Origin of the sequence: Chromobacterium rhizoryzae, from assembly GCF_020544465.1 — a bacterium.
Classification (GTDB): domain Bacteria; phylum Pseudomonadota; class Gammaproteobacteria; order Burkholderiales; family Chromobacteriaceae; genus Chromobacterium.
Genome location: NZ_CP066126.1, coordinates 1,996,823 through 2,017,496 on the forward strand (window position 1 = coordinate 1,996,823; position 20,674 = coordinate 2,017,496).

Consider the following 20,674-nt stretch of genomic DNA (forward strand, 5'->3'; position numbering starts at 1 on the left):
GCGCACAGCGCAGGGAGAGCCCATGTTGAATCGTCGTTTGCCGCGTTTGCTATTGATGGCCGCGTTGGCCATGCTGCCGGCCTTGAGCCACGCTTTGGCGTGCAAGGAAGGGGGGCGCAATGGCAGCGTGATGATTACCGAGGACATAGGCTCCACGGTGGCGGTGCCCATCACCCTGCCAAGCGGCGAGATCATCTGGCACTCCTCGGTGCGCACGGTCAATGTCTCTTGCTACAAAGACCATAATGGCTTGCGGGAGGCGGAGGAGGTGTTCTTCTATCCTAACCCGCGCAAGGACAGTTCTCCGCAGGGGGTGCAGTTTGGCGTGATGTATAACGGGCGCCCCAATTTCGACCCCAATCTGCGGATTGCGACGGGTCAGGTCATTCCGAAGTGCCCGTCCAATATCGCATTGAATCAGTGCCCGACAACGGATTTTTCCTTGAGCTTCCAGGTGGTGATCGCCACCAAGACGCCGTATCCCGGCAATGGGAGCGTCGGCAAGTCGCAGTTTGAAGTCTTGCAGTTCGACGGGGTCGGCGGGATCAACGACATCAAGGGCAGCAATCTGGTTTACAAGGTGACCGGGCTGGACAAGATCCGTTTCATCCAGTGCGCGGTGAAGGTCAGCCTGAATCCGGCCAGCAATGCTTTGGACTTCGGCAAAATCGCCAAAACCGTCAAGGGGCTCAACCCGGCGGTGCCGCGCAGGGACTTTGCCCTGAAGCTTGAGAAAACCTGCGACGATCCGGTCAAGGTCAACGGCTATTTCCGCGGCATCAACGGCAAGGCGGATACCTATACCGCCACTTTGGTGAAAAAGAAGGACAACTCGGATAGCGGGCTTGGCTTGCAACTGTTTTACGGCGACGGACGTCAGCTGCGGCTGGAGCAGTCGGAGTTCCTGGCGGAGTTTTTCAAGGGCGACCGTCAGAAAACCGTGCCGATGTTCGCCACCATCGTCCCCACCAATATGGGCAAGGTGGAAGAAGGCCCGTTCCAGGGTACGGTCAATATCGATCTGGATTATATCTGAGCGGCTCGAGCCCTCTGGCATGAGGGCGGCGAGACGGCGAACTGAATTGGCGTAAGGAGTGGAGCAATGAAATTCAAGGCGATGGTGCTGGCTTTGGCGCTGGCGGCGCCGTTGGCGCAGGCGGCGGACGGCACCTTGAACGTTTTCGGCGAACTGGTGTTGAGCGCCTGCGGTCTGGATCCCAACTCGCAGAGCCTGGAAGTGGGCATGGGTCTGGTGTCCTCGCAGATGTTCCGCAAGATCGGCGACCGTTCCCGCCCGGTGTCCTTCGATATCCGGCTGACCGAGTGCTCCATCGACACCATGACCACGGTGGCGGTGCGTTTCAACGGAGAGGCCGACCGCGACAACGGCGAACTGATGGCGATCAACGGCAGCGCCGCCGGCGTGGGCATTCGCCTGATGGGACCGGGCGGCGGCGACATCGTGCTGGGTCAGTATTCGCCGCTGGTGGGCTTGACCAACGGCAGCAACACCCTGCGTTTCAACGCGATGTACGAATCCACCCGCGCGCCGGTGCCGCAAGGGCAGGAGGGCGGCATCAAGCCGGGTTCGGCCAACGGCCTGGCTCAGTTCGACTTGCGCTATATGTAAGCGCATGCAGTGAAAACGGCCCTTCCGTCATATGGCGGAAGGGCCGTTTTCGTTTGGAGGCGGCGGACTCAGCCGGCCAGCCAGCTGCCGGGATGCGCCTCCAGCCAGGTTTTGATGCTCCTGGCGTCGTTGACGCGGGCGGCGCTGCCGCCGGCGGCCAGCAACACGATGATCAAGGGCTGGGAGCCCACGGTGGCCTGCAACACCATGCAGCGGCCGGCTTCCTGAATGTAGCCGGTTTTTTGCAGGGAAATCTCCCAGTCGCCTTCGCGCACCAGCGCGTTGCTGTTCTTGTATTGCAGCACGCGGCGGCTCACCGATTGAATCTGGTGCTTCTCCGTGGTGGTGAAGGCGCGGATCAGTGGATAGCCGTGCGCGGCGCGGACCATGCGGGCCAGGTCGGCGGCGGTGGAGGTGTTGCGCATGTCCAGACCGGTGGCGTCGTAAAAGATGGTCTCGCTCATGCCCAGGCTGCGGGCCTTGCGGTTCATGCGTTCCACGAAGGTGGCGCTGCCGCCCGGCAAGGCGGTGCGGGCCAGCGTGGCGGCGGCGCGGTTTTCCGACGACATCAGCGCCAGCAGCAGCATTTCCTTGCGGCTGAGGGTGGTGCCCACCGCCAGGCGCGAGGAGGTGTTTTTCACCCGGTCTATCTCGGCGTCGGATACCGTCACCTCCTGATCCAGCGAGGCGCCGGAATCCAGCAGCACCATGGCCGTCATCAATTTGGTGATGGAGGCGATGGGCATGCGTTGGTGAATGTTCTTTTGGTACAAGGGTTCACCGGTGATGCCGTTGAGCACCAAGACCGAATGCGAATTCAGCCGCGGAACGGATAGGTCGGCCATCTGCGAGGCCACCATCACGCTGGACGGCGCACCTGCCAGCACCGGCATGGCTAACGCCGCGGATACCAGCAGGCTTGCAATTTTCTTGATCATGCTTCACTCCAGGGAGAGCGGATATTAACGAATCTCGGACCGAAAAATAGGCTCGCGGCGTTTGCGCCGCAAGCCGTGTTTTATGCTCGGTCTAACTGTATTTTAAACAATGTTTTGACTGTGTATAGCCTGAATCGCAGCTTTTTTATATGCAGGCGCATCGGGGGTGTGAAGCGGGGGCGAACCGCGTAGAATCAGGCTATCTCCTCCGATGTCTCGACCCATGCTGCGCACCTATCCCAACAGTCCGTTCAAACTGCATCAACCATTCGAACCGGCCGGCGATCAGCCCGGCGCCATCGTCCAATTGCTGGAAGGGCTGGGCGACGGCCTGTCCTACCAGACCTTGCTGGGGGTCACGGGTTCCGGCAAAACCTACACCATGGCCAACGTCATCGCCCAAAGCGGACGCCCGGCCATCATCATGGCGCACAACAAAACGCTGGCGGCGCAGCTCTACAGCGAGATGCGCGAGTTCTTTCCGGAAAACGCCGTCGAGTATTTCGTGTCCTACTACGACTACTATCAGCCGGAAGCCTATGTGCCCAGCCGCGATCTTTTCATCGAGAAAGATTCCAGCATCAACGAGCACATCGAGCAGATGCGCTTGTCGGCGACCAAGTCCATTCTGGAACGGCCGGACTGCATCATCGTCGCCACCGTCTCCGCCATTTACGGCATTGGCGACCCCTCCGACTACCATCAGATGATTCTGCATCTGAAGGAAGGGGAGACGCTGGCGCAGCGCGACATCATCAGCCGGCTGGCCACCATGCAGTACGATCGCAACGATATGGATTTCGGCCGCGGCACCTTCCGCGTGCGCGGCGATGTGATCGACATCTATCCGGCGGAAAGCAGCGACACCGCGCTGCGCGTCAGCATGTTCGACGACGAAGTGGAAACGCTGACCCTGTTCGATCCCCTGACCGGCACGACCAAGCAGCGGGTGGGGCGCTTCACGGTGTTTCCCTCCAGCCACTACGTGACGCCGCGCGACACCGTGCTGCGCGCCTGCGAGCACATCAAGGAAGAACTGCGCGCGCGCCTGGAGTGGTATCAGAAAGAGGGCAAGCTGGTGGAGGCCCAGCGCCTGGAGCAGCGCACCCGCTTTGACCTGGAAATGCTGTACGAGATGGGCTTTTGCAAAGGCATCGAAAACTATTCCCGGCACTTCTCCGGCCGGGGCCCCGGCGATCCGCCGCCGACGCTGATCGATTACCTGCCCAAGAACGCCTTGATGTTCATCGACGAATCCCATGTCACCGTGCCCCAGGTGGGCGCCATGTACAAGGGCGACGCCGCGCGCAAGGCCAATCTGGTGGAGTACGGCTTCCGCCTGCCGTCGGCCACCGACAACCGGCCGTTGAAATTCCACGAATTCGAATTGCTGATGCCGCAAACCGTGTTCGTGTCCGCCACCCCGGCCAACTACGAGAAAGAACACGCCGGCCAGGTGGTGGAACAGGTGGTGCGTCCCACCGGCCTGGTGGACCCGGAGATGGAGGTACGGCCGGTAGCCACCCAGGTGGACGATCTCTTGTCCGAAATCCGTCTGCGCATGGAACGCGGCGAACGGGTGCTGGTGACCACGCTGACCAAGCGCATGGCCGAGCAACTGGCCGACTACTACACCGAGCACGGCATCAAGGTGCGCTATCTGCACAGCGACATCGATACTGTGGAACGGGTGGAAATCCTCCGAGATCTGCGTTTGGGCGTGTTCGACGTGCTGATCGGCATCAATCTGCTGCGCGAAGGCCTGGATATTCCGGAAGTCAGCCTGGTGGCCATCCTGGACGCGGACAAGGAAGGCTTCCTGCGTTCGGACCGTTCTCTGATCCAGACCATAGGCCGCGCCGCGCGCAACCTCAACGGCAGGGCCTTGCTTTACGCGGACCGCATCACCGATTCCATGAAGCGGGCGATGGACGAAACCGAGCGCCGCCGCGCCAAGCAGATGGCTTTTAACGCCGAGCACGGCATCGTGCCCAAGGGCGTGCAGAAGAAGATCAAGGACATCATCGACGGCGTTTACAGCGTGGAGGACGAACGCAAGAAGCTGGTGGACAAGGCCCGCGTGGCGATGTTGGACGAAAAGTCCCTGGCCAAGGAAATCAAGCGTCTGGAGAAGGAAATGATGGAGGCCGCGCGCAATCTGGAGTTCGAAAAGGCGGCCGGCCTGCGCGACCAGCTCAAGCATCTAAAAGAACAGGCCTGGATCAACGAGCTGTAAGAGCCTGTTCATAATCTGCTGCGCTGTGTGAAGCCTTGCACGACGAGTCGCGGGGCTTCCAGCTGACAGGCCCTGCCTTATCCGGTCTTGTCCGCGAGACGCCCCGCTCGATTCCGAGCGGGGCGTCGTCTTTTCAGCGTCCCTCCTCCGCGTGCTGGCGGCGGTAGCGTTGCGCCAAGGCCGCGCAGGCCATCAGCTGGATCTGGTGAAACAGCATCAGCGGCAGCACGATGGAACCCAGCGCCGGCGCGGCGAACAGCACCTTGGCCATGGGCACGCCGCTGGCCAGGCTTTTCTTGGAGCCGCAGAACACGATGGTGATCTGGTCCGCGCGAGAGAAGCCCAGCTTGCGGCTCAGCAAGAGGGTGATGGCCAGCAGCAGGCCCAGCAAGACCAGATTGACCAGCAGCAGCGCGGCCAGCGCCTGCGGCGGCGTTTGTCGCCATAGACCGCTGATCACCGCGGCGCTGAAGGCGGTATAGACCACCAGCAGAATGGAGCCCTGATCGACATAGCGCAGCAAGCCCTTGTTGCGGTCCACCCAACCGCCTATCCAGCGACGGGCAATCTGGCCGGTGATGAAGGGCAGCAGCAACTGCATCACGATGTCCAGCACCGGCCCCCAGCCCTGGCCGGCGCCGTGGTGCTTGACCACCAGCAGGCTGACCAGGAGCGGCGTGATGAAGATGCCCAGGATGTTGGAAGCGGTGGCGCTGCAAATGGCGGCCGGCACATTGCCTTGCGCCATGGAGGTGAAGGCGATGGACGATTGCACGGTGGAAGGCAGCAGGCACAGATAGAGGACGCCGAGATAGAGTTCCGGCGTCAGCAGGGGCTGCAAGACGGGCCGCAAGGCCAGGCCGAGCGCGGGGAAGAGCAGGAAGGTGCAGCTCAGCACCACCAGGTGCAGCCGCCAATGCGCGGCGCCGGCCAGCACCGCTTCGCGCGACAATTTGGCGCCGTGCAGAAAGAACAACAGCGCAATCGCCAGATTGGTGACGAGGTTGAAGGCGGCGGCGACATCGCCGGAGCAGGGCAGCGCGGTGGCCAGCGCGACGGTGGCGAGCAGGGACAGCGTGAAGGCGTCGAGTAGTTTGGGCATGGGGCGATGCGGCGATGGCAAGGGATGCCGCTATTGAACCGCAGCTCAATTGAGAATACAAATGCATTTATCTGATCAATTGATGAGTAATTGATATGAATGTGACTTTGCGCCAACTGCGAGTGTTCCAGGCCGTGATCGAGCTGGGCGGCTTCAGCCGCGCCGGCGACGCGCTGGGTCTGACCCAGCCGGCGGTCAGCCGCGCGGTGCGGGAGCTGGAACAGGCACTGGATCTGCGCTTGTTCGACCGCACCACGCGCGAGGTGGAGCCCACCGCCGCGGCTCGCCGTTTGCAGGGAAAGCTGACGCGGGTGCTGGAGGCGCTGCAGGACGCGCTGGGCGAAGCCCGGATGGAGGGCGCGCAGGCGCACGGCGTGGTGCGGGTGGCCAGCAGCCCCACCTTGTCGGCCAGCCTGATGCCTTTGTTGATCGCGCGGTGCCGGCAGCGCTATCCGCAGCTGAAGCTGGTGTTGCACGACCAGGTGCAGCGCCTGAACATAGACGCGGTCACGGGCGGACAGGTGGATTTCGGCCTGGTGGTGGAGCCCGACGCGGCCGCGGCGCTGGACAGCGAGCCCCTGCTGGAAGACGACTTCTGGCTGGTGTGCCGCAGCGACCACGCCTTGGCCGGCCAGGACGCGGCGCATTGGTCGCAACTGGACGGCCAGCCGCTGGTCTTGCTGGACCACAGCTCGGGCAGCCGCCGGCTGATAGACGACTTGCTGGCCCGGCACGGCCTGGCCTGCGAAGTGGCGCAGCAATTGGGGCACTCGCAGTCGGTGTTCCGCATGGTGGCGGCCGGCCTGGGCCTCAGCGTCGCGCCGGGACTGGCCATGCCGCCGCCCGCCGGCGGCGGCTTGAGCGTATTGCCCTTGCTGCCGGTGGAGAGGCGCCGCATCGTCTTGATCAAACGGCCCAACCGTTCCTTGTCGCCGCTGGCGCGGAAAGTGTGGCAGCTGGCGCTGGAAATGCGCGAGGAACTGGCCGCCGTGGCACGGCCGGCCGCCTGGGGCGGCTGAGCTCGCCGAGCCGCGCCGGCTGGAAAAGACGAAGGCGGCGGGCTATTTAGATACTACAGGGGCAAAAACGAGATCCGGACCGCCGCGCGGCCAAGCACAGCGCGGCGGGGCGCGGTCGCGGAAGCTCGCAGCCGGCGTCGATAGTGAAAACAGCCAGCACGAGATGGGCTAGATGGGGGAGACGATGCCGCAAATCTTGGTGGTTGACGACGAAGCCGTGTCCCGGCAATTCCTGACCGCGGTATTGCGGCAGCTGGGCATGGGCAAGATTTCCGAGGCGGTCGACGGCCTGGACGCGCTGATGCAGCTGGATGCCGGCGACCGGGCCTTTGATCTGATTTTTTGCGATCTGGACATGCCGCGCATGGACGGCGTCGAGTTCGTGCGTCATTTGGGCGAGAGGGCTTATTGCGGCAAATTGCTGATCACCAGCGGTTTCGACGAAAGGGTGCTGGACAGCGTGGCGGATCTGGCGCGAATGTACGCGCTGCGTTTGTGCGGCGTCTTGCCCAAGCCGGTGGATCCGGAGCAATTGCTGGCGATGCTGGCCGCGCCCGTCGCGCCCGGGGAAGCGGTGTGCCTGCCTTTGGAACGGATCAACAGCGAGGAACTGCGCCTGGGCATAGAGCGCGGCGAGGTGGTGCCGTTTTTTCAGCCGCAGGTGGATGTGGCCAGCGGCCGGGTGTTGAGCGTGGAAGTGCTGGCGCGCTGGCTGCATCCGCAGCTGGGCTTGCTCGGGCCGTTGCAGTTCATCGAACTGGCGGAACAAAGCGGCCTGATCACGCAGATGACCAAGCGTTTGTTCGCGGACGCGTCGCAAGCGCTCAAACGCCTGGACGCGCGGCAGCGTCTGGACATGTCGGTCAATCTTTCCATGCAATCCCTGAAGGACTCCAGTCTGGTGGCTGCTTTGGTCGCGATTGCGAACGAAGCCGATCTTGAGATGTCCCGGGTGACGTTCGAGGTCACGGAAAGCGGCGTGATGGCGGACCCGGCCTCGGCGCTGGAAATCATGACGCGCTTGCGTCTGAAAGGCGCCGGCCTGGCAATTGACGATTTCGGCACCGGCTTCGCCAGCATGGACCGGCTGGCGCGCATCCCGTTCACCGAATTGAAAATCGACAAGGGCTTCGTCATCGACGCCGCGAGCAACGCCACCAACCGCTCCATTTTCCTGGCCAGCGTGGAATTGGGCCGCCGGTTGGGCTTGAAAGTGGTGGCCGAGGGCGTGGCTTCCGAGGCCGAGTGGGGCTTGTGCCAGGCATTCGGCGTATCGGCGGCCCAAGGTTCCCTGATCTCCCCGCCGGTGGACGAGGCCTCCTTCGCCGAGTGGCTGGCGAATTGCGGCGGAGGCGTGCCGCAGTCGGCGCGGGATTGGGTATTCATTGCAGCGCACACCTAAGCGAGAAAACCATGAAACGACTTGGAATCCTGTTGTTGCTGCTCGGCCTGGCCGCCGCGGCGCCCTTGGCCGCGGCGGTCGACGCTTTGGCCAAGCCCGCCGGCAAGGCGGTGCTGGTGATCAGCGGCAACGTCGGCCAAAAAAACCAGGGCGACGTCGCCGCCTTCGACATGGCCATGCTGGCCAAACTGCCTCAGCGCAGTTTCAGCACCCACACGCCGTGGTACCCGGGCTTGACCCGCTTTTCGGGGCCCTTGCTGCGCGACGTGCTGGCCGCCGCCGGCGCCCACGGCAAACTGTTGAAAGCGGTGGCGCTGAACGACTACAAGACCGATATCCCCTTTGACGACGCCAGCCGCTTCGACGTGATCCTGGCGACTCAGATGAACGGCAAACCGATGCCGGTGCGGGAAAAAGGGCCCTTGTTCATCGTCTACCCCTACGATTCGCAAGAAGAGCTGCGTTCGGAGCTGTATTACAACCGTTCCGCCTGGCAACTCAAATCCCTGCAGGTGCATTGAGCGCGATGAAGACGCCGCAGCGAAGCTATTCCGCCTGGCGCAGCCTGATCTTGATCGGGGCGACGCTGGCCTGCGTGTTCGCCGGAGTGGCCTATATCCAGGTGCGGCAGGCGGACATGCTGAACACCGCGGCGCGCTACGAAGGCGACAATATCGTATGGGCCTACTTTCAGCTCGAAACCGAATCGATGCGGCTGCAGACGACGATAGAACATGTGCTGAACCATGAGCAGGACCGGGCCGAACTGCAGGAGCGCTACGACATCTTCGTCAGCCGCGTGGGCGTGGTCGACCACGGCCTGTATTCCAGCCTGCTGGACGGCACCCAGGAATACCAGCAGGCCCGGCCCAAACTGGACGCCTTCATCCGCAAGGCCGACGCTTATTTCGGCCGCCAATCCGGCGCGGAGCTGGAGCTGGACGGCCTGCGGCGGCTGGACACCGAACTGGACTTGCTGAGCGGTCCGCTGCACGACCTGTCGCTGGTGGCCAACCAGCGCATGGCGGAACAGGTGGACGCGCGCAATAAAAGCATGCAGCAGCACATCGTGGTCAGCAATTGGCTGATGGCCTTCGAATGGGCGCTGATCCTGGGCTTCGCCACCATCGTGGTGCGGCAGCTGCGGCAACTGGAACGCCGACGCCACGAACTGGAGGAACTGACCGACGTGCTGGAGCAGGCCCGGGTCCAGGCCGAGGCCGGCAGCATGGCGAAAAGCGTGTTTCTCGCCAATATGAGCCATGAAATCCGCACCCCGCTCAACGGCGTGCTGGGCATGCTCTCCTTGCTGGGGGATTGCAATCCCACGCCGGTGCAGGCCGATTACATCAAGACCGCCGAAGAATCCGCCCGCCACCTGATGGCCCTGTTGAACGACGTGCTGGACGCCAGCAAGCTGGAATCGGGCAAGCTCGATCTGCTGCCCACGGTGTGCAATCTGCGGCAACTGCTGCTGCAATGCGAAAGCCTGATGCGCGGACAGGCGGTGTCCAAAGGGCTGGCCATGCGCATGGCGCTGGATTTGAACGTGCCCGAATGGGTGTTGTGCGATCCCACCCGCTTGCGGCAGATCCTGCTCAATCTGCTCAGCAACGCGATCAAGTTCACCGAGATCGGCGCGGTAACTATACAGGCGGAGGCCGCGGAATCGGGCGCGGAAGCCGGCGCCGTGCTGCGGATCACGGTCCGGGACACCGGCATCGGCATGGACGACGCCACATTGGCGCGCTTGTTCAAGCGTTTCTCTCAGGGCGACAGCTCCACCGTGCGTCAGTACGGCGGCAGCGGCCTGGGACTGGAGATTTCCCAGAACCTGGCGCAGCTGATGGGCGGCGACATCACCGTGCACAGCGCGCTGGGCGCCGGCAGCGTCTTCGTGCTGTCGCTGCCTTTGCAGGCGATGAACGCGCCGGAGGGCCGGGCCAAGACGGGCTCGGAAGCGGACCCGGCGGGGCTGGAGCGTCAGCTGCGCGTCCTGGTGGTGGACGACAATCCGATCAATCGCAAATACATGCAGGCGATGCTGCAAAAGCAAGGGCATCTGGTCACCGTGATCCAGGACGGCGCGGAAGCCGTGGAGGCGGCCGCCCGGCAGCCCTTCGATTTGGTCTTGATGGACTTGCACATGCCGGCGATGGACGGCATCGAGGCGACCGGGCATTTGCGCGAGCGCGCGATGACGCCGGGGATGAAGATCGTCGCGCTGACGGCGGACGTCCTCGCGGAAACGCGGGACAAGGCTCTGGCCGGCGGCCTGGACGATTTCCTGGCCAAACCGCTGCATGTGACGGAGTTTCACGCCATGCTGGAGCGTCAGTTCGGCAATGGGCCGGCGCGGGAGCCGAACGCCGAGCCCACCTTGCTGCCGGCCTTGCTGGACGTGGCGATGATCGAAAAAATGACCGAAATGCTGACCCTGGAAAAATACCGGGAGCTGGTGGCGCAATTCTTCGCCGGCAAGGTGGGCCGGGTCGACGAGCTGCTGGCCGCCGCGCTGGCCGGTCAGCGAGATCAGGTGCGACGCCACTCGCACAATCTGAAGGGGGCCGCGCTGACCCTGGGCTTCAGCGCGCTGGGCGGATCCTGCGCCGGGCTGGAGCGCTTGGCGCTGGCGGCGGAGGAGGGCTTGGCCGACGAGGCGGAAAGAGTGGGCCTGCTGTTCGACTCGACGCGCAGCGCCTGCATCGCGGCCGGCTATCTGGCCGGCATGGATTTGCCGGCGCTGCGTTAGCCGCGGGGGCGGAGGGAAAATAGCCGGCGCCTTTCTCGCGGACGCGTAGCCGGCGGCGGAAGTGATAAGATCGGGGCGAGTGGGTGCCTGAATCCCATACTGAATAAAAATAGAGAGCCGAAGCCGTCCATGAGCCAGAACGATTGCTTGTCCATTTTATTTGTTTGCATGGGAAACATCTGCCGGTCGCCAACGGCGGAAGGGGTGATGCGCGCCAAGCTGAAGCGCGCGGGCCTGGAGGCGCGGATTGAAGTGGAGTCGGCGGGCACGCACGGCTACCATGTCGGCGAAGCGCCGGACCGGCGCACCTGTCAGGCGGCGCTGCGTCGCGGCTACGACCTGTCCGATTTGCGGGCAAGACAGGTGGAGGCGCGCGATTTCGAGCGTTTCGACTGGATTTTGGCCGCCGACCGGCAAAATTTGGCTTTGTTAAATACCCAATGTCCGCCATCCTATCGGGGCAAGCTGCATTTGCTGCTGGAGCCGCTGTCCGGCGCCGCCCGCGACGTGCCCGATCCCTATTACGGCGGCGCAGGCGGTTTCGACACCGTGCTGGATCTGGTGGAGGCGGCTTGCGACGCCTGGCTGGCCCGCATCGCGGACGCCGAAACGGAGCCGGCGCCATGAAGCCGTTTGACGCGGCGGCGCCGTGCGCGCGGGCTGTTTTTACAATAACCAGAGAAAGCCAAGGACGCGTATGGGGCAGCTGACGAGGGGAAACGCGGCCAAGAAGCCGCTGGACGTAGTGCCCAGCCACAACGCCGACATTATCTTGCCCAAGCAGGCCGGCAAAGTGCCCTTGGCCAGCCAGGCGGTGATCGTCATCGGCTCTTCCACCGGCGGCACGGAGGCGCTGCGCACCTTGCTGACCGCGCTGCCGGTCTCGATGCCGCCCATCCTGATTACCCAGCATATGCCGGAGATGTTCACCCATTCCTTCGCCACGCGGCTGAACACCTTGTGCAAGCTTACGGTGAAGGAAGCCGAGGACAATGAACGGCTGCAAAACGGCACCGTCTACATTGCGCCCGGCCATTCCCATCTGCTGATCAAGCCGGCGCCCACCATAGGCTACGCCATCGGCCTGCACGCCGGGCCGCCGGTCAACCGGCATCGCCCGTCCGTGGACGTGCTGTTCCGCTCCGCCGCCAACCTGGTGGGCAAGAACTGCATCGGCGTGATCCTGACCGGCATGGGGCGGGACGGCGCCAGCGGCATGCTGGAGCTCAAGCAGGCCGGCGCCTGGAACATCGCCCAGGACGAAGCCAGCTGCGTGGTGTTCGGCATGCCCAAGGAGGCCATCGCCATGGGCGGCGCGCACGAAGTGCTGGCCTTGGAAAGCATCGCCACGCGTTTGTCGGTGCTGGCCACGCAAAAGCAACAACAAGCCGGCGGCTCGGCTTAACCCTCTGATAGAACAAGAAGACATGAAGTATCTCCCTATTCTGGTGGTGGAAGACGACGCGGACCTGCGCGAAGCCATCGTCGACACCCTAAGCCTGGCCGGTTATCCCACCTTGGAGGCCGGCGACGGCGCCGCGGCCCTGGCCAAATTGAAAGAAGCCCCGGTGGGGCTGATCGTATCCGACGCCCAGATGGCGCCGATGGACGGCTACGCGTTGTTCGAGGAAGCGAAAAAACGCTATCCCGGCGTGCCCTTCATCCTGATGACCGCCTACGGCGTCATCGAAAGGGCGATTGAACTGCTGCGCGCGGGCGCCGCGCATTACCTGCTCAAGCCTTTCGAGCCGGCCAGCCTGATCGCCGAAGTGGAAAAGCATTTGCTGCGCATGCCCAGCGAGACGAGCGGCGAGGTGGTGGCCGAGTCAGCCGCGATGCGGCAGCTGTTCGCGCTGGCCGGCCGCGTGGCCGGCAGCGACGTCAGCGTGATGATCTCCGGCCCCAGCGGCGTGGGCAAGGAAGTGCTGGCGCGCTACATCCATCGGCACTCCAAGCGCTGCGAAGGGCCATTCGTCGCGGTCAACTGCGCGGCGATCCCGGAAAACCTGCTGGAGTCCACCTTGTTCGGCCATGAGCGCGGCGCGTTCACCGGCGCGGCCCAGGCCTTGCCGGGCAAGTTCGAACAGGCGCAGGGCGGCACCATCCTGCTGGACGAAGTCACCGAGATGCCGTTGTCGCTGCAGGCCAAGCTGCTGCGCGTGCTGCAGGAGCGGGAAGTGGAGCGCGTCGGCGGCACGCGCACCCTGAAGCTGGACATCCGCGTGCTGGCCACGTCCAACCGCGATTTGCAGGCCGCGGTGGACGCGGGGCAATTTCGCGAGGACCTGTATTTCCGTTTGAACGTGTTCCCGATGCGCATCCCCGCGCTGGCCGAACGACGCGACGATATTCTGCCGCTGGCACGAATCATGCTTAAAAAGTACGCAGAGGCCGCCGGAAGAGGCAATCTGATCCTGTCCGAGGATGCGGAACGTCATTTGACGGCCTATAGTTGGGAGGGTAACATCCGCGAACTGGAGAATGTGGTGCAGCGGGCGGTGATTCTTGCCGCCGGGGCGGAAATTTTTGCCGCCGACCTGCTGCTGGATCACGACTCCGGCGCGGCTCAGGTTACCCGGACAGCGTCTGAAAAAGACTATTCCGTGTCGGATGAAACCGACATGAAAACGCTAGAGAAACGCCATATTCTGGAAACCTTGACCGCAGTGGGCGGCGTCAAGAAGCTGGCCGCGGAAAAACTGGGCATCAGCGAGCGCACCTTGCGCTATAAATTGCAGCGTTACCGTGATGAAGACGCAGCCGACGGATGTCAGGAGGTTCCAGATGGAAATGGCTTGGAGTAACCATGTCAGTGCCAAATATCGATCAACTGTTGGGCGAGCTGCGCACCGCCTCGGCCCTGGCCGCGGGCAAGCCCGCCGCTACGGCCCCGGAAGCGTCCCAGGTGGACTTCTCCGCTGTGCTAAAGTCCACCTTGGAGCAGGTGAATTCGGCGCAGCAGACTTCGCAGGAGATGCAGAAGCAATTTGAATTGGGTGACGAGGGGGTCAACCTGCAGGACGTGATGGTGTCGCTGCAGAAAGCCAGCCTGTCGTTCCAGACCATGGTTCAGGCGCGCAACAAGCTGGTCACCGCCTATCAGGAAATCATGAATACCCAAGTCTAGCGCTGCCGGACCCGACCAGCCGGCGGCGGTGGGCTCGAACCTAAAACCACTGTATGGCTGACCTGGCAGAAGAAAACGCTACGCCCGTTTGGCGAAGCCGCATGAATGAAGCGTCCGATCGCTTCAAAGCGCTTCCCAACAATAAAAAAGTCCTGTTCCTCGCGGCGGTAGCCGCCATTTTCGCTGTTATCGTGGGCGCGGTGGTGTTGAACCGCACGCCCAGCTATAAAGTCCTGTTCTCCAATATCTCCGACCGCGACGGCGGGCAGGTGGCCGCTTCGCTGCAGCAGATGAACGTGCCGTATCAGTTGGGCGAGGGCGGCACCATCTCCGTGCCCTCGGACAAGGTCTACGACGCGCGCCTGAAGCTGGCGGCGCAAGGCCTGCCCAAGGCCGGCGGCGTCGGTTTCGAACTGATGGACAATCAGAAGTTCGGCATCAGCCAGTTCGCCGAGCAAGTCAATTACCAGCGCGCCATCGAGGGCGAGCTGGCGCGCACCATTGAAGCGGTGGGCTCGGTGGAGACCGCCCGCGTCCATATCGCCATTCCCAAGCAAAGCGTCTTCGTGCGCGAACAGCAACAGCCCACCGCCTCGGTGATGCTGAGCCTGTTCCGCGGCCGCATGCTGGACGCCGGGCAGATCGCCGGCATTTTGCACCTGGTGTCCAGCTCGGTGCCCAATCTGCCGGTCAAGAACGTCACCATCGTCGATCAGGACGGCAATCTGCTGTCCAAACAGAACGGGCCGGACGAGAACTCGGGCCTGGATCAGCGCCAGCTGGGCTATGTGCGCCAGGTGGAAGAGGGCTACGTCAAGCGCATCGAGGATATTCTGGAGCCGATCTTCGGCAAGGGCAATTCTCGCGCCCAGGTCACCGCCAGCGTCGATTTCGCCGAGGTGGAGCAGACCTCGGAAACCTTCAAGCCCAATTCCAGTCCCAATCCGTCCTCCACCCGCAGCCAGCAGATCAGCGAAAAGCTGAACAACGGCGCGGCGTTGCCGTCCGGCGTGCCGGGGGCCTTGTCCAATCAGCCGCCGTCGGCCGCCTCCGCTCCGATCACCTTGCCGCCGGGCGCCGCGCCGGGCACCGCCACGCTGTCCGGCCAGACCATGGGCGCGTCCGGCACGCTGCAACGCGACATCACCACCAATTACGAAGTCGACAAGACCATCCAGCACACCAAGATGCCGCAGGGCGGCGTCAAGCGCCTATCGGCCGCCGTGGTGGTCAATTACCGGCGCATGCCGGACAAGAACGGCGAAATGAAGCCGACGCCGCTGACCCCGCAGGAGGTTCAGCAGATCAATAATCTGGTCAAGGAGGCGATGGGCTTCAACACCCAGCGCGGCGACACCCTGAACGTGGTCAACGCCGCCTTCGCCGACGCCGAAGTGCCGGCGACGCTGCAGGAAAAAGTCACCGACTACGTGGCCAGCAACGGCTCCAGCCTGATCAAGTACGGCCTGCTGACCATCGCGGTGCTCTACCTGCTGTTCGGCGTGGTGCGGCCCATCATGCGCGATCTGGTCAAGCCGCCGGCGCCGGCCAAGGGCAGCGAAGAAGAGGCCGCGGCGCAGGCCGCCGCCGCGGGCGGCCGCCTGCTGGGCGTGGCCGGAGAAGAAGGCGAGGAGGGCGCGGCCGGTCACGCCGGCGGCGCCGCGGGCGGCGGCGATCCGCGCGAAGCGCAGATGCGGCAATACACCACCAATCTGGAAGCGGTGCGTGAAATGGTGAAATCCGATCCGCGCATGGCGGCCCAGATCATCAAGGAATGGATAAGCGCCGATGAGTGAGAACGGAGTGCGCAAAAGCGCGGTGTTGCTGTTCAGCCTGGGGCAGGCCGAGGCGGTGGAGGTGTTCAAATACCTCGGTCCCAAGGAAGTGCAGAAAATTTCGCTGGCGATGGCGGCGATCAATAATCTGAGCTACGAACAGATCGACGAGGTGGTCAGCGAATTCAAGGGCGAGTGCGCGGCGCGCGCCAGCATCGGCGCGTCCGACGAATACCTGCGCAATGTGCTGATCGAGGCGCTGGGCCCGGACAAGGCGGCCAACCTGTTGGACAAGATCATGCAGGGCAACGACCACAGCGGCATCGAAAGCCTGAAGTGGATGGACCCTTCTTCCGCCGCGGACCTGATCCGCAACGAGCACCCGCAGATCATCGCCACCATTCTGGTGCATCTGGAGCCGGATCTGTCCAGCTCCATTCTGTCCTTCTTCCCGGAGCGGATGCGCAACGAAGTGCTGATCCGGACCGCCACGCTGGAGGGTGTGCAGCCGCAGGCGCTGCGCGAACTGAACGACGTGCTGACCCAGCTCTTGTCCGGTTCCGACCGTATCAAGAAGAGCGCGGCCGGCGGCATTGGCCTGACCGCGGAAATCCTCAACTTCATGGGCTCCAACGTCGAGGCCGCCGCGCTCAATTACATCCGCGAGTACGACCCGGAGCTGGCTCAGCGCATTCAGGACAAGATGTTCGTGTTCGAGAACATCCTGGAAATCGACGACCGTTCGATCCAGACGATTCTGCGCGAAGTGCAGTCCGATTCTCTGGTCATCGCGCTCAAAGGCACCAGCGCCGAGCTCAAGGACAAAATCTTCCGCAATATGTCGCAGCGGGCCGCGGAAATGTTGCGCGACGACCTGGAGTCCAAGGGCCCGGTCAAGCTGTCCGAAGTGGAGGCCGAGCAGAAGGAAATCCTCAAGGTGGTGCGCAAGCTCGCCGACGACGGCCAGATCGTGCTAGGCAGCAAGGGCGGTGATGAAGGTCTCGTCGAGTAATCCCATCATCCCCGGCGAGGAGCTGGAGGGCTGGAGCAGTTGGAGTCCCAACGCGCTGGACGGCCTGACTCAGAGACTGACGCCGGTGCAACTGATGGAGCTGGCGCAGCAGCGCCGCCGCCAGCAGGAGCAGGCGCAGGCGGAGTCCGCCGCCGAGCCGGCACCGGCCGAGCCCGAAGCGGAAGCCGGCGGGGCCGAAAACGAGCGCGCGGTCAGCGGTTATCCCACCGCGGCGGAGCTGGAAGCCATCCATCAGGAAGCCTGGCAGTCCGGTCATGAGGCCGGGGAGGAAGCCGGCCGCGCCGCCGGTTATCAAGAAGGTTTGACCGCCGGGCGCGAGCAGGGTCTGGCCGAGGTGCGCGCCGAGCAGGAGGCCCGCTTCGCCGCGGCCTGGCAGCCGCTGCAAGCGCTGGCGGCAGGGCTGGCGCAAGATATTTCCCGTTTTGAAACCGAATTGTCGGCGGACTGGCTGGCGCTGGCGCTGGAGCTCGCCGGCCAGTTGAGCCATGGGCTGGCGCGGCAGAATCCTTTGTTGATTCAGGAGTTGCTGCGCGAGGCGCTGGAGGACTTGCCGGCCACGCTGGCTCAGGCGCGGCTGCGCTTGAACCCGGCGGATCTGGCCGTGGCGCGGGAGTTTCTGGCCCAGGAGACGCCGGAAACCCAGTGGCAATGGATAGAGGATCCGGAAGTGGAGCGCGGCGGCTGCGTGATAGACACCGCGGCGTTGCGGCTGGATCTGACCATGAACACCCGCATCGCCGCCATGCGCAAAGCCTTGGGAATGGACGATGAGCCCGCCGCTGATTGAGCGCCAGCGCGCCTGGCTGCGCGATTGCGCGGACAGCGCGCGCGCCGCCAAGCTGTGGCAGCCCTGCGGCAAGCTGGTCCGCGTCACCGGCATGGTGATGGAAGCGGTGGGCCTCAAGCTGCCGGTGGGCAGCGCCTGCCAGGTGGCCCTGGCGGATAAGCGTCTGGTGGAAGCCGAGGTGGTGGGCTTCTCCGGCGACAAAGTCTTTCTGATGCCGCTGAGCAATGTGCATGGCTTGCTGCCGGGCACGCCGGTGATGCCGCTGACGCCGCAGCACCCGCCGCAATTCGGCAAGACCCGGGCCCAGGCCGCCGGCGACGGCGCGTCCGGCCGCATGGTGCCGGTGGGGCTCAGCCTGTTGGGCCGGGTGCTGGACTCGCTGGGCCGGCCGCTGGACGGCAAGGGCGACATTCATCCCGACGCCTGGTTTCCCTTGCACAGCCAGCCGATGAACCCGCTGGACCGATCGCCGGTGCGCGACGTGCTGGATGTCGGCGTGCGCGCCATCAACGGCCTGTTGACGGTGGGGCGCGGTCAGCGTCTGGGCCTGTTCGCCGGCTCCGGCGTGGGCAAATCGGTGTTGCTGGGCATGATGGCGCGCTTCACCAAGGCCGACGTGGTGGTGGTGGGCCTGATCGGCGAGCGCGGCCGCGAGGTCAAGGACTTCATCGAAAACATTCTCGGCGACGAGGGCATCGCCCGCTCGGTGGTGGTGGCCGCGCCGGCGGACATGCCGCCGCTGATGCGGCTGCACGGCGCCGCCTACGCCACCGCGCTGGCCGAGTATTTCCGCGCCCAGGGCCTGGACGTATTGCTGCTGATGGATTCGGTGACCCGTTACGCGATGGCGCAACGCGAGATCGCGCTGGCCATCGGCGAGCCGCCGGTGACCAAAGGCTATCCGCCGTCGGTGTTCGCGCGTCTGCCGCAATTGATCGAGCGCGCCGGCAACGCCGCCGAGGGCGGCGGCTCCATCACCGGCTTCTACACGGTGCTGTCCGAGGGCGACGATCAGCAGGACCCGATCGCGGACTCGGCGCGCGCCATTCTGGACGGCCACTTCGTGCTGTCGCGCGAACTGGCCGAATCCGGCCACTATCCGTCCATCGACATCGAGCAGTCCATCAGCCGGGTGATGGTGGACGTGGTGCCGCAGTCGCAGATGGCTTTGGCCCGGCAATTCAAGCAGCTGTATTCGCGCTATCAGCGCAACCGCGATCTGATCAGCGTCGGCGCCTATGTGCCCGGCTCGGATCCGGTATTGGACGAGGCGATGCGGCGTCAGCTGCCCATGGTCGGTTTTCTGACCCAGCCTATGCATGAGTCGCAGGATTTCCCGTCCAGCTGCGAACAATTGCAGGGCGTGTTGTCCTGAGGCTGAGCCGTGGCGGAGAGCAAATACCTGTTGTTGATTCGCTTGGCCGAGGACAAGCAGAAGGCCGCCGCCGAACGCATGCGGCTGGCGCAAGGCCGTCTGGCGGACGCCCGTTCGCGTCAGGAGCAGCTGGACGCGTTTCGCGGCGAGTACCGGCAACGGCTGACCAGCCGCGGCGCTCAGGGCATCAGCGCGTTGCAGTATCAGGATTTCCAGCGTTTTCTCGCCCGTCTGGACGAGGCCATGGTGCAACAGCAGGGCGAGGTGGAGCGCTGCACCCAGCGTTTCTTGCTGGAGCGTCAGGCCTGGCAGCATGAATACAAAAAGCTCAAGGCCTATGAAAAACTGCTGCAGCGGGAGCAGGAGCGCGCCGCCGTGCGCGAGGCGCGGCTGCAGCAAAAGGCCAGCGACGAATTCGCCACCCGGCGTTTCTGGGACAGCACCCACGGCGAGGAATAAGGTCTTGCTCCAAGGCCGGCGCTTGGCACGCTAGTTGCTTTATTGTCTGCGTCTTACTTGTAGAGAGTCGGCCATGACGACACCTGTGAACGCAGCCGCGGCCAATCCGGTCGGCGGCAAAGCCAATATGCCGGGCGGCAATCTGGCCACTGCCGGCGATACCGGCGCCGGCGACCTGTTCGCCAGCCTGCTGGGGCTGCAGATGAGCGCCCTGGGCAGTTCCTTCCTGCCGGGCGCCAACGCCGATCCGCTGGCGGACGCAGGCCTGGACAAGGATAAGCCGGCCAAGGGCGAGGACGGCCAGGCGCAGGCGACGCCCTTGCCGGGCATGCCGCTGATGGCCGCCGCGCAGCAGCCCGTCCAGCAGCAGGCGATGGCCGCGCCGCGGGCCAGCGGCGATTTGCCGACCGGCGCCAAGCCGGTGGATCTCAAGCCGGACGTCGCCGCGACCCTGCCCGCCGCTCTTGGCAAGACCCGCAACCTGCCCCTGCAGGCGCAGCAAAATTTGCCGGAAGACGGCAAGGTCCTGCCGCAGTTTTTGCCGCTCCAGGGGCATGAACAGCTGGCGGTCAAGCAAACGGCGCCCACGCCGGTGTTCACCGTGCAGCAGCCGGTGACCGATCCCAATTGGGCCAAGGCTATGAGCGAGCAGGTGATGGGCATGGTCAGCCTCAAGGCCGACAAGGCGCAGATCCAGTTGAATCCGCCGCAATTGGGGCCGATCGAGGTGACGCTGAAGATGAACGGCAACGACCAGGCCCAGGTATTGTTCGCCGCGGCGGTGCCGGCCACGCGCGAGGCGCTGGAAAACAATATGCACCGTCTGTCTTCCATGCTGGCCGCCGGCGGCATTCAGCTGACCGACGCGCAAGTGTCCAGCGGACAATCCGGACAGCAACAGCAGGCGTTTCAGCGCGGACAATCGCAGCGCGAGAACGAGAGCGCCGAGCCCGAGCCGATGGATGCATTGAGCAGCATCAAGGCCGCTCGAGGCATTCTCAGCATTTTCGCCTGATCATTTGTGATAATCTCCCCTGTT

19 protein-coding genes are annotated in these 20,674 nt (G+C 64.0%); 17 read left to right on the top strand and 2 right to left on the bottom strand.

Translation table 11 applies throughout. The annotated features are described in order from the left end of the window. The first annotated feature begins 22 nt into the window (after window positions 1–22). Window positions 23–1,036, top strand: a complete 1,014-nt coding sequence (locus JC616_RS09125) for a fimbrial protein (RefSeq protein ID WP_082158901.1) — start codon at window positions 23–25, stop codon at window positions 1,034–1,036. A gap of 66 nt (window positions 1,037–1,102) precedes the next feature. Beyond that, on the top strand, window positions 1,103–1,630 hold the full coding sequence (locus JC616_RS09130; protein ID WP_081550751.1) for a fimbrial protein: 528 nt from the start codon (window positions 1,103–1,105) through the stop codon (window positions 1,628–1,630). A gap of 68 nt (window positions 1,631–1,698) precedes the next feature. Here the strand turns inward: JC616_RS09130 and JC616_RS09135 are convergent, their stop codons facing one another. Further along, a complete protein-coding gene (locus JC616_RS09135) occupies window positions 1,699–2,568 on the bottom strand; it encodes a serine hydrolase (protein ID WP_107799674.1) in 870 nt (289 codons plus the stop codon). A 223-nt stretch (window positions 2,569–2,791) separates the two neighbouring features. On the opposite strand from JC616_RS09135, the gene uvrB reads away from it, so the two are divergent. Beyond that, window positions 2,792–4,804: an excinuclease ABC subunit UvrB gene (gene uvrB, locus JC616_RS09140; protein ID WP_227108576.1), complete on the top strand. Its 2,013-nt coding sequence runs from the start codon at window positions 2,792–2,794 to the stop codon at window positions 4,802–4,804. Window positions 4,805–4,937: 133 nt separating this feature from the next. On the opposite strand, the gene JC616_RS09145 is transcribed toward uvrB, so the two are convergent. Continuing rightward, window positions 4,938–5,906 (bottom strand): bile acid:sodium symporter family protein, encoded by a 969-nt coding sequence (locus JC616_RS09145; RefSeq protein WP_227107853.1) that lies wholly within the window; start codon window positions 5,904–5,906, stop codon window positions 4,938–4,940. A gap of 95 nt (window positions 5,907–6,001) precedes the next feature. On the opposite strand from JC616_RS09145, the gene JC616_RS09150 reads away from it, so the two are divergent. From JC616_RS09150 to JC616_RS09215, 14 genes are all read left to right on the top strand, one after another. Further along, on the top strand, window positions 6,002–6,925 hold the full coding sequence (locus JC616_RS09150) for a LysR family transcriptional regulator (RefSeq protein ID WP_227107855.1): 924 nt from the start codon (window positions 6,002–6,004) through the stop codon (window positions 6,923–6,925). Window positions 6,926–7,109: 184 nt separating this feature from the next. Further along, complete coding sequence (locus JC616_RS09155; RefSeq protein WP_158274295.1) at window positions 7,110–8,327, top strand: EAL domain-containing response regulator; 1,218 nt, start codon at window positions 7,110–7,112, stop codon at window positions 8,325–8,327. 11 nt (window positions 8,328–8,338) lie between these two features. Next, a complete protein-coding gene (locus tag JC616_RS09160; RefSeq protein ID WP_107799669.1) occupies window positions 8,339–8,848 on the top strand; it encodes a molybdopterin-dependent oxidoreductase in 510 nt (169 codons plus the stop codon). 5 nt (window positions 8,849–8,853) lie between these two features. Next, window positions 8,854–11,079, top strand: a complete 2,226-nt coding sequence (locus JC616_RS09165) for an ATP-binding protein (protein ID WP_227108577.1) — start codon at window positions 8,854–8,856, stop codon at window positions 11,077–11,079. Window positions 11,080–11,208: 129 nt separating this feature from the next. Further along, window positions 11,209–11,706: a low molecular weight protein-tyrosine-phosphatase gene (locus JC616_RS09170; protein WP_255701213.1), complete on the top strand. Its 498-nt coding sequence runs from the start codon at window positions 11,209–11,211 to the stop codon at window positions 11,704–11,706. 70 nt (window positions 11,707–11,776) lie between these two features. Continuing rightward, window positions 11,777–12,484 carry a chemotaxis protein CheB gene (locus tag JC616_RS09175; RefSeq protein WP_107799667.1) on the top strand — a complete coding sequence of 236 codons (708 nt, stop codon included), beginning with the start codon at window positions 11,777–11,779 and terminating at the stop codon, window positions 12,482–12,484. 22 nt (window positions 12,485–12,506) lie between these two features. Continuing rightward, window positions 12,507–13,883 carry a sigma-54-dependent transcriptional regulator gene (locus tag JC616_RS09180; protein ID WP_107799666.1) on the top strand — a complete coding sequence of 459 codons (1,377 nt, stop codon included), beginning with the start codon at window positions 12,507–12,509 and terminating at the stop codon, window positions 13,881–13,883. Window positions 13,884–13,885: 2 nt separating this feature from the next. Next, window positions 13,886–14,206 carry a flagellar hook-basal body complex protein FliE gene (fliE, locus tag JC616_RS09185; RefSeq protein ID WP_019099998.1) on the top strand — a complete coding sequence of 107 codons (321 nt, stop codon included), beginning with the start codon at window positions 13,886–13,888 and terminating at the stop codon, window positions 14,204–14,206. 101 nt (window positions 14,207–14,307) lie between these two features. Beyond that, window positions 14,308–16,002: a flagellar basal-body MS-ring/collar protein FliF gene (gene fliF / locus JC616_RS09190; protein WP_227107856.1), complete on the top strand. Its 1,695-nt coding sequence runs from the start codon at window positions 14,308–14,310 to the stop codon at window positions 16,000–16,002. Continuing rightward, a complete protein-coding gene (gene fliG, locus JC616_RS09195) occupies window positions 15,995–16,993 on the top strand; it encodes a flagellar motor switch protein FliG (protein ID WP_048413990.1) in 999 nt (332 codons plus the stop codon). Before fliF ends, fliG begins: the two co-directional genes overlap by 8 nt. Further along, on the top strand, window positions 16,974–17,801 hold the full coding sequence (locus tag JC616_RS09200; protein ID WP_227107858.1) for a FliH/SctL family protein: 828 nt from the start codon (window positions 16,974–16,976) through the stop codon (window positions 17,799–17,801). The genes fliG and JC616_RS09200 overlap by 20 nt, the downstream gene beginning before the upstream one ends. Continuing rightward, window positions 17,782–19,176, top strand: coding sequence for a flagellar protein export ATPase FliI (fliI, locus tag JC616_RS09205; protein WP_227107860.1), 1,395 nt, complete (start codon window positions 17,782–17,784; stop codon window positions 19,174–19,176). The genes JC616_RS09200 and fliI overlap by 20 nt, the downstream gene beginning before the upstream one ends. A gap of 30 nt (window positions 19,177–19,206) precedes the next feature. Continuing rightward, on the top strand, window positions 19,207–19,635 hold the full coding sequence (fliJ, locus tag JC616_RS09210; protein ID WP_227107862.1) for a flagellar export protein FliJ: 429 nt from the start codon (window positions 19,207–19,209) through the stop codon (window positions 19,633–19,635). Between the two features lie 73 nt (window positions 19,636–19,708). Continuing rightward, window positions 19,709–20,650 (top strand): flagellar hook-length control protein FliK, encoded by a 942-nt coding sequence (locus JC616_RS09215; RefSeq protein ID WP_227107864.1) that lies wholly within the window; start codon window positions 19,709–19,711, stop codon window positions 20,648–20,650. Window positions 20,651–20,674 lie beyond the last annotated feature (24 nt).

Bases quoted from the DNA above. Each gene is read 5' to 3' on its own strand.
- JC616_RS09130 (WP_081550751.1), top strand. From the start codon at position 1,103: ATGAAATTCAAGGCGATGGTGCTGGCTTTGGCGCTGGCGGCGCCGTTG.
- JC616_RS09135 (WP_107799674.1), bottom strand. From the start codon at position 2,568: ATGATCAAGAAAATTGCAAGCCTGCTGGTATCCGCGGCGTTAGCCATG.
- JC616_RS09145 (WP_227107853.1), bottom strand. From the start codon at position 5,906: ATGCCCAAACTACTCGACGCCTTCACGCTGTCCCTGCTCGCCACCGTC.
- fliF (WP_227107856.1), top strand. From the start codon at position 14,308: ATGAATGAAGCGTCCGATCGCTTCAAAGCGCTTCCCAACAATAAAAAA.
- JC616_RS09200 (WP_227107858.1), top strand. From the start codon at position 16,974: ATGAAGGTCTCGTCGAGTAATCCCATCATCCCCGGCGAGGAGCTGGAG.
- JC616_RS09215 (WP_227107864.1), top strand. From the start codon at position 19,709: ATGACGACACCTGTGAACGCAGCCGCGGCCAATCCGGTCGGCGGCAAA.
- fliE (WP_019099998.1), top strand. From the start codon at position 13,886: ATGTCAGTGCCAAATATCGATCAACTGTTGGGCGAGCTGCGCACCGCC.
- JC616_RS09170 (WP_255701213.1), top strand. From the start codon at position 11,209: ATGAGCCAGAACGATTGCTTGTCCATTTTATTTGTTTGCATGGGAAAC.
- JC616_RS09180 (WP_107799666.1), top strand. From the start codon at position 12,507: ATGAAGTATCTCCCTATTCTGGTGGTGGAAGACGACGCGGACCTGCGC.
- JC616_RS09125 (WP_082158901.1), top strand. From the start codon at position 23: ATGTTGAATCGTCGTTTGCCGCGTTTGCTATTGATGGCCGCGTTGGCC.
- JC616_RS09165 (WP_227108577.1), top strand. From the start codon at position 8,854: ATGAAGACGCCGCAGCGAAGCTATTCCGCCTGGCGCAGCCTGATCTTG.
- JC616_RS09160 (WP_107799669.1), top strand. From the start codon at position 8,339: ATGAAACGACTTGGAATCCTGTTGTTGCTGCTCGGCCTGGCCGCCGCG.
- JC616_RS09155 (WP_158274295.1), top strand. From the start codon at position 7,110: ATGCCGCAAATCTTGGTGGTTGACGACGAAGCCGTGTCCCGGCAATTC.
- uvrB (WP_227108576.1), top strand. From the start codon at position 2,792: ATGCTGCGCACCTATCCCAACAGTCCGTTCAAACTGCATCAACCATTC.
- fliI (WP_227107860.1), top strand. From the start codon at position 17,782: ATGAGCCCGCCGCTGATTGAGCGCCAGCGCGCCTGGCTGCGCGATTGC.
- JC616_RS09150 (WP_227107855.1), top strand. From the start codon at position 6,002: ATGAATGTGACTTTGCGCCAACTGCGAGTGTTCCAGGCCGTGATCGAG.
- fliG (WP_048413990.1), top strand. From the start codon at position 15,995: ATGAGTGAGAACGGAGTGCGCAAAAGCGCGGTGTTGCTGTTCAGCCTG.
- JC616_RS09175 (WP_107799667.1), top strand. From the start codon at position 11,777: ATGGGGCAGCTGACGAGGGGAAACGCGGCCAAGAAGCCGCTGGACGTA.